At 43.9% G+C, this 6,524-nt stretch carries 9 protein-coding genes and 1 riboswitch; all 9 genes read right to left on the bottom strand.

The genetic code is table 11. From position 1 onward, the window contains the following. A partial coding sequence (locus KHB02_RS29175) for a phosphoribosylformylglycinamidine synthase subunit PurQ (RefSeq protein ID WP_241114189.1) occupies positions 1-328 on the bottom strand: 328 nt, incomplete at its 3' end. Continuing rightward, on the bottom strand, positions 325-579 hold the full coding sequence (gene purS / locus KHB02_RS29170) for a phosphoribosylformylglycinamidine synthase subunit PurS (RefSeq protein WP_213147789.1): 255 nt from the start codon (positions 577-579) through the stop codon (positions 325-327). The genes purS and KHB02_RS29175, both read right to left, overlap by 4 nt. Next, complete coding sequence (gene purC, locus KHB02_RS29165) at positions 572-1,285, bottom strand: phosphoribosylaminoimidazolesuccinocarboxamide synthase (protein WP_213147790.1); 714 nt, start codon at positions 1,283-1,285, stop codon at positions 572-574. Before purC ends, purS begins: the two co-directional genes overlap by 8 nt. A gap of 108 nt (positions 1,286-1,393) precedes the next feature. Next, positions 1,394-2,692, bottom strand: a complete 1,299-nt coding sequence (gene purB, locus KHB02_RS29160; RefSeq protein WP_213147791.1) for an adenylosuccinate lyase — start codon at positions 2,690-2,692, stop codon at positions 1,394-1,396. 3 nt (positions 2,693-2,695) lie between these two features. Then, positions 2,696-3,850 (bottom strand): 5-(carboxyamino)imidazole ribonucleotide synthase, encoded by a 1,155-nt coding sequence (gene purK / locus KHB02_RS29155; protein WP_213147792.1) that lies wholly within the window; start codon positions 3,848-3,850, stop codon positions 2,696-2,698. Further along, a complete protein-coding gene (gene purE, locus KHB02_RS29150; RefSeq protein WP_213147793.1) occupies positions 3,837-4,325 on the bottom strand; it encodes a 5-(carboxyamino)imidazole ribonucleotide mutase in 489 nt (162 codons plus the stop codon). The genes purK and purE overlap by 14 nt, the downstream gene beginning before the upstream one ends. Positions 4,326-4,460: 135 nt before the next feature. Continuing rightward, positions 4,461-4,562: riboswitch (purine riboswitch) on the bottom strand. Positions 4,563-4,649: 87 nt separating this feature from the next. Further along, positions 4,650-4,847, bottom strand: a complete 198-nt coding sequence (locus KHB02_RS29145) for an NETI motif-containing protein (protein ID WP_213147794.1) — start codon at positions 4,845-4,847, stop codon at positions 4,650-4,652. Continuing rightward, positions 4,844-5,386, bottom strand: a complete 543-nt coding sequence (locus KHB02_RS29140) for a DUF2179 domain-containing protein (protein WP_213147795.1) — start codon at positions 5,384-5,386, stop codon at positions 4,844-4,846. Before KHB02_RS29140 ends, KHB02_RS29145 begins: the two co-directional genes overlap by 4 nt. A 54-nt stretch (positions 5,387-5,440) precedes the next feature. Then, on the bottom strand, positions 5,441-6,316 hold the full coding sequence (locus tag KHB02_RS29135; RefSeq protein ID WP_213147796.1) for a mechanosensitive ion channel family protein: 876 nt from the start codon (positions 6,314-6,316) through the stop codon (positions 5,441-5,443). Positions 6,317-6,524: the final 208 nt, after the last annotated feature.

The following is a 6,524-nucleotide window of genomic DNA, read 5'->3' as shown; positions in this document are numbered from 1 at the left end:
ATGAAAGACTTTCGTTTCGTCTCATCGCCCCAGGCAGCAGGCCAGCTTCTAAGAGTATTTGAAAACCATTGCATACTCCCATTACCGGCTTTCCAGCCTCGGCAGCCTTGATGACTTCCTTCATGACCTTGCTGAAGCGGGCAATCGCACCCGTGCGAAGGTAATCCCCATAAGAGAAACCGCCTGGCAGAAGAATGCCGTCAAATTCGTCTAAGTTGTCTGTATCATGCCAAACGTATTCGACTTCCTCACCGAGTTCGTCTTTTACGGCATGGTACATATCGATATCACAGTTGGATCCCGGAAAAACGATGACCGCAAATTTCACTGTGCGACACACTCCTCTACTTCATATCGGTAGTCTTCGATAACCGGATTGGCGAGCAGCTTGCTGCAAATTTCGTTGATGACTTCATCGATATCGCGTTCTGATTTTTCAAGAGTCAATTCCATGTATTTGCCGATGCGGACATCCGCAACTTCCGGGTAACTTAAAGAGTGAAGGGAATGGGTAACTGCCTTTCCCTGCGGGTCCAATACGCTCTCTCTTAATGTGACGAATACCTTAACTTTATACATGCTGATGTCCTCCAAGTCTTTTAAGAATAGTTTCATAGGCTTCGGTTAAGCTTCCTAAATCGCGGCGGAATACGTCTTTATCAAGCTTTTCGTTTGTCTTCTGATCCCACAGGCGGCAGGTGTCAGGGGAAATTTCGTCGGCTAATAAAATTTGTCCATCTTGGTCTTTGCCAAATTCAAGCTTAAAGTCAATAAGATTAACGCCAAGATTATCGAAAAAGTTTATTAACACTTCATTGATTTGCAGTGCTTTATCTCGTAAAATACTGATTTCTTCAGTTGTTGCGGCTTTCAGTTCGAGGATGTGGCTTTTTGTGACGAGCGGGTCACCCAAGTCATCGTTTTTTAAATAAAATTCCACGATTGGCCCTGATAGCGGGCGGCCTTCTTCGACTCCCAAACGTTTTGAGAAGGATCCTGCAGCTATATTGCGGACGACGACCTCAAGCGGGATAATGGAGACTTTTTTAACCAATTGCTCGGTTTCGGATACGCGTTTGATGAAATGCGAGTCTATTCCTTGTTCTTTAAGCTTTAAAAATAGCGAACTAGTAATCTCGTTATTCAAACGGCCTTTACCGGTGATGTCAGCCTTCTTTTGTCCATTAAAAGCGGTGGCAGAGTCTTTATACTCGATTAAAACAATTTGCGGGTCTTCAGTTGAATAGATACGCTTCGCTTTTCCTTCATATAGCATTTCTTTCATCTTGGGTCGCTCCTTATTTTTCAAAATTGGGAATCTTCAGTATAGGTAAAGGGGCATAACCATGTCAGTGATGCCCCTGTTTAATTTTTTTCGTGTTATCTTGCTTCCTTAAGCATTTAATCCTAATCGATCAAAAATGGTATCCACATGCTGAAGGTGGTAGCTGTAATCAAAGCAATCGGCAATTTCCTCAGCAGACAGCTTTGAAGTAATTTTTTCTTCCGCTTCGACTAAGCTGCGGAATGGAACCTGCTTTTCCCATGCTTCCATTGCCTTTGGCTGGACAGTGTCGTAAGCCGCTTCGCGGGATAAGCCTTTATCAATCAGTGCTAGCAGCACGCGCTGAGAGTAAATCAAGCCAAGCGTACGATCCATATTGCGCTTCATGTTTTCCGGATAAACCGTTAAATTCTTAATGATATTTCCAAAACGGTTCAACATATAATTCAACGCAATTGTGGCATCCGGCAGGATAATCCGCTCAGCGGAAGAATGGGAGATATCGCGCTCATGCCATAATGGAACATTCTCATAAGCCGTCATCATGTAGCCGCGAATAACGCGGGCCATCCCTGTCATATTCTCGGAACCAATCGGGTTACGCTTATGCGGCATCGCCGATGACCCTTTTTGTCCTTTTGCGAAAAACTCTTCTACCTCACGCGTTTCACTTTTTTGCAGTCCGCGGACTTCTACGGCAAATTTTTCAATCGAAGTGGCAATTAACGCCAGTGTCGACATGTAATGAGCATGACGGTCACGCTGCAAGGTCTGTGTAGAAATCGGTGCCCGTTGAATACCTAATTTTTCACAAACGTACTGTTCGACAAACGGATCGATGTTGGCATACGTTCCAACTGCACCGGAGATTTTCCCAAACTCCACACCTTGGGAAGCCTGCTTAAAACGCTCCAGGTTCCGCTTCATTTCTTCATACCAAAGGGCAAGCTTTAAGCCAAACGTTGTTGGCTCCGCATGTACGCCGTGTGTCCGGCCCATCATAACCGTATATTTATGTTCAATCGCCTTATTTCGCAAAATCTCAATAAAGTTTTCGATGTCCTTAAATAAAATCGCATTGGCTTGCTTTAAAACATAGGAAAGGGCTGTATCAACCACATCCGTAGAAGTTAAGCCGTAATGCACCCATTTACGCTCTTCACCTAGTGTTTCAGATACGGCACGGGTAAAGGCAACAACATCATGTCTTGTTTCTTCTTCAATTTCCTTAATCCGGTCAATATTAAAGGAAGCATTTTCACGCAGCTTTTGAACATCCTCTTTCGGAATCTCACCTAACTCGGCCCACGCTTCACATGCGAGAATTTCCACCTCAAGCCAAGCCTTGAAGCGGTTCTCCTCCGTCCAAATGGCTCCCATTTCTGGTCTCGTATAACGATCAATCATCTTTTATCCTCCGATCTTCACTGTGGCAGCCGCCCAAATGCTGCTCTTTTGGATTTCAACAAGGGCATCTTCTACATTATCACGCAAGATAGTAACATGGCCCATTTTTCGCTTCACCTTTGGTTCTTTTTTTCCGTACAAGTGAACCTTCCAATCGTTCATGGCCGGAATTTCTTGATATAAGCTTTCAAGATGCTCCCCTAATAGGTTGACCATAACAACTGGTTTTAATAGCTCAGTGCTTCCTAATGGCCAGCTGCAAATAGCGCGGATATGCTGCTCAAATTGCGATGTTTCGCAGGCCTCAATGGAGTAGTGCCCGGAATTGTGCGGCCGCGGTGCTAATTCGTTAATGTAAATTTCACCATCAGCAGTCACAAACATCTCCACCGCAAGCGTTCCTACTAATCCGAGGTAGTCGGCAATCTGTTTCGCCTTTTGAATCGCCAGGGCTTTTGTTACCTCCGAAATCCGTGCCGGAACAATCGTCTGATGCAATATATTGTCTACGTGAATGTTCTCCGCTACTGGTAAAATCGCTGTTTCCCCATCCAGTCTGCGCGTCACAATCACGGAAATTTCTTTTTCAAATGGGACCCATTGCTCTAGCACACATTCGCCATGATTAATAAGGGCTTCCCCTTTTTCTAAATCACTATGTTCCTTTATGACCAGCTGGCCTTTTCCGTCATAGCCGCCTCTTGCCGTTTTTAATACAGCAGGATAGCCCACGGCTTCAATTTTTAAAAATAAATCTTCCACACTATAAATCTCTTCGTATGGAGCCACTTCAGCCCCTGCGTTCCGAATCGCCGCCTTCTCTGTGATTCGGTTCTGGGTAATGGTCAATAGCTTTGGTCCCTGCGGAACATAGGCTTGTTCGCAAAGCCAGCTTAATGTATCTGCATCAATATTTTCAAATTCATACGTGATCACGTCACTTACCGCAGCTAACCGGCCGATTGCCTCGCGGTCATCATAAGCGCCGATGACTTCCTCATCTGCCACTTGCCCGCAAGGAGAGTCCGCAGTCGGCTCTAAAACGGCAATCCGAAAGCCTTGAGCTTTAGCCGCCAACGCCATCATTCTGCCAAGCTGGCCGCCGCCAATAATACCGATTGTCGCCCCTGGTAATATAACTTTATTATTCAAGTTCATCACTGCTTTCTAACACTGCGTTTTTTGTCGCTTCCCGCCTTGCTTCCAATCTGCCCGCTAACTCCACGTCAGTGGCAGCGAGAATTTGTGCCGCCAAAAGCCCGGCATTCATTGCGCCAGCCTTGCCAATTGCAACCGTCGCAACCGGTACACCGCCTGGCATTTGCACGATCGACAGCAAAGAGTCGAGTCCATTTAAAGCCTTCGTCTGGACAGGAACACCGATGACAGGAAGAGTTGTTTTCGCAGCCACCATACCCGGCAAATGCGCTGCCCCGCCTGCTCCAGCGATAATTACCTTTAAGCCTTTTTGTCTGGCATCTTCTGCGTATGAAAACATCAAATCTGGTGTCCGATGTGCAGAAACGACTTTCTTTTCATATGGGATTTCAAGCTCTTCCAAAATATCGCATGCATGCTTCATAGTTTCCCAGTCCGACTTGCTTCCCATAATTACGCCGACCAAGTTCTTCATTCCGCTGGTCCCCCTATAAAACTTTTTTAGAAAAATAAAATACCCGGACAAATGGTATCTCTAAAAGAGAAAGCCATTTGTCCGGGCATGGAAAATCAAGAACACAAATCTAAGGGGGATGCCCCTTATGTGCCGAACATATTGACTTTCCCTCATAGTCCAATAATTTACGGTTATTGGGTAGAGACTTATGGGCCATATTCCCATTGATATATGAGGGTAAGAATAATTTCGTAATTTCTAAACTTATCTTACCAAGCATTTTAGTAGGCTGTCAACCAATAATCGAACATTATTTTTAAATATTACTGTAATGTTCGTGTTTTACTCGATAATTCTTGCCTCAAAGATAATTTTTCTTCCGGCTGGCTCGTAATCGGTTTCATTGCCTTTCTTGACCTCTTGAAAAATAGGTTTCTCTATTCGGCTAACAGGCGTATACCCCTGCTCCTTTATCCGATTTAAACATTCCTCAATACTCTCATTATCCTGTACCTCAAATTGCATCTTCTTTTTGCTCATTTAAATAATTTACCTCGTTTCACGGATTTGACCCAGAAACCGCCATGAATGGTTTTTGGCTCATAGGCAATGATGAAGGCTTTTGGATCAATATTTTTAATCGTATCATATAATTTTAACTCAAATTTTCTTGGCGTGAGAATCTGCAGTGCCATCCGGTTGCCTTCCAGCCCATGCGCCTCCCAGTCAGTCACGCCATAGCCATTTTCCCTTAACAGCTTCGGCAAATTTTTATCATACTCTGCTGTAATGACATTAACGGTAATATAACCGAGCGCCAGCTTCTCTTCAATTTTCATACCGACTATAACGCCAATCCCATAACCGACTGCATAGGCAATCAGGTTCTGAATCTCATTTAGATTGTTTAAAACCAGACCCAGACCCATCACATAAATGACTACCTCAATCATGCTAAGGAACGCGGCCAAATACCTCTGCCCTTTTAAAGTTAGAATCATCCTAATAGTAAAAAATGACACATATACAATATTAATAATAAGGATAATTGCAACCATAACATAACTATTCTCCAACATTGAATGCCCTCCTAAACCGTACTTCCCCTACTTTAACATATTCATCTATCAAGGTCAGTCAGAAGGGACGTTCGCTTTTTCCCCAGCAATCCGGTTCGCTGCCTGTTTAATGAACAGCGTATCCTCCGCAAGCATGATGTCGTGGTCAAAAAGTGTTTGGGCAATAATCCTTCTCGCCTTAATGCCGGCTTCCCAATAAAAAGCGTCATCGACCAGTCCGGTGATGGTATACTCAATCCCATGATAGTTAGCGTTGATCGCTGTAATGCCAAAAACACTAAAGGGCTCTACAATACAATTTTCTCCGTCCATCTTTAAACAGTCTTGATTAACTTCATTTATTTTTTCACAGGCCAGCTCCAGGACCGATAAAACCTCTTCGGGATTCTCCCGATAGCTGATCACCACGTTTTCAATCACGCGCATTTGTTCAATATTATAATTATGAATTTGTTTGATTTCCCCATTGCTGATCGTTAACAGCTTCCCACTCCACTCACGGATTTTAATAAACCTAAGACCAATTTCCTCAACCGTTCCACTGAAAGTGTTATTGATCGTAATAAAATCTCCTTTATGGAGCTGTTTTTCATAAATTAAAAAAGTGCCCGAGAGAAGGTCCCTAATCAGGCTTTGCGCACCAATACCAACAATGACCCCGACTACCCCCGCGCCGGCGAGAAATCTTCCAAAATTATCGACATATTGAGAGAGCGCGTAAAAAATAACCCCAATCGTCGCCAAATACCTAGTAAAGGAGCGGACCATACTCGCAATCGTCTCCTCTTTCCGCTCCTCAATAAAATGCGTCCGCTGAAAAAACTTATGAATAACCCGATTAATCACAAACACACCCAACCAAGCAATCACAGCCGCAAAACAAATACTTGTCAATCTATACTCATGAAGCCAATCAAACCATGCCATCATTCCACCTCCAGTGAAGCATGGGGACGGTTCTTGTGCATCACTTCATCCCGCCTATCCTTATTCTTTACAAAGAATCGCGGGATTTACTATTTTTAGGGGAAAATATTGAAACAAGGGGAAACATGGGTGAAGCATGGGGACGGTTCTTCTTACGATTAGTCAAGGGTTTTTGTGAAGTTTAATTCTAAATGTTTTCATTAGAGGGTTT

It is taken from the genome of Neobacillus citreus (assembly GCF_018343545.2).
GTDB classification, from domain to species: domain Bacteria; phylum Bacillota; class Bacilli; order Bacillales; family Cytobacillaceae; genus Neobacillus; species Neobacillus citreus.
Note: the sequence above shows the minus strand (reverse complement) of the source record. Positions and strands in the feature narration are given on the sequence as shown.

Coding starts and splice junctions, on each gene's coding strand:
- KHB02_RS29140 (WP_213147795.1), bottom strand. CDS start 5,386: ATGTTGGAGAATAGTTATGTTATGGTTGCAATTATCCTTATTATTAAT.
- purS (WP_213147789.1), bottom strand. CDS start 579: ATGTATAAAGTTAAGGTATTCGTCACATTAAGAGAGAGCGTATTGGAC.
- purB (WP_213147791.1), bottom strand. CDS start 2,692: ATGATTGATCGTTATACGAGACCAGAAATGGGAGCCATTTGGACGGAG.
- purK (WP_213147792.1), bottom strand. CDS start 3,850: ATGAACTTGAATAATAAAGTTATATTACCAGGGGCGACAATCGGTATT.
- KHB02_RS29135 (WP_213147796.1), bottom strand. CDS start 6,316: ATGATGGCATGGTTTGATTGGCTTCATGAGTATAGATTGACAAGTATT.
- KHB02_RS29145 (WP_213147794.1), bottom strand. CDS start 4,847: ATGAGCAAAAAGAAGATGCAATTTGAGGTACAGGATAATGAGAGTATT.
- purC (WP_213147790.1), bottom strand. CDS start 1,285: ATGAAAGAAATGCTATATGAAGGAAAAGCGAAGCGTATCTATTCAACT.
- purE (WP_213147793.1), bottom strand. CDS start 4,325: ATGAAGAACTTGGTCGGCGTAATTATGGGAAGCAAGTCGGACTGGGAA.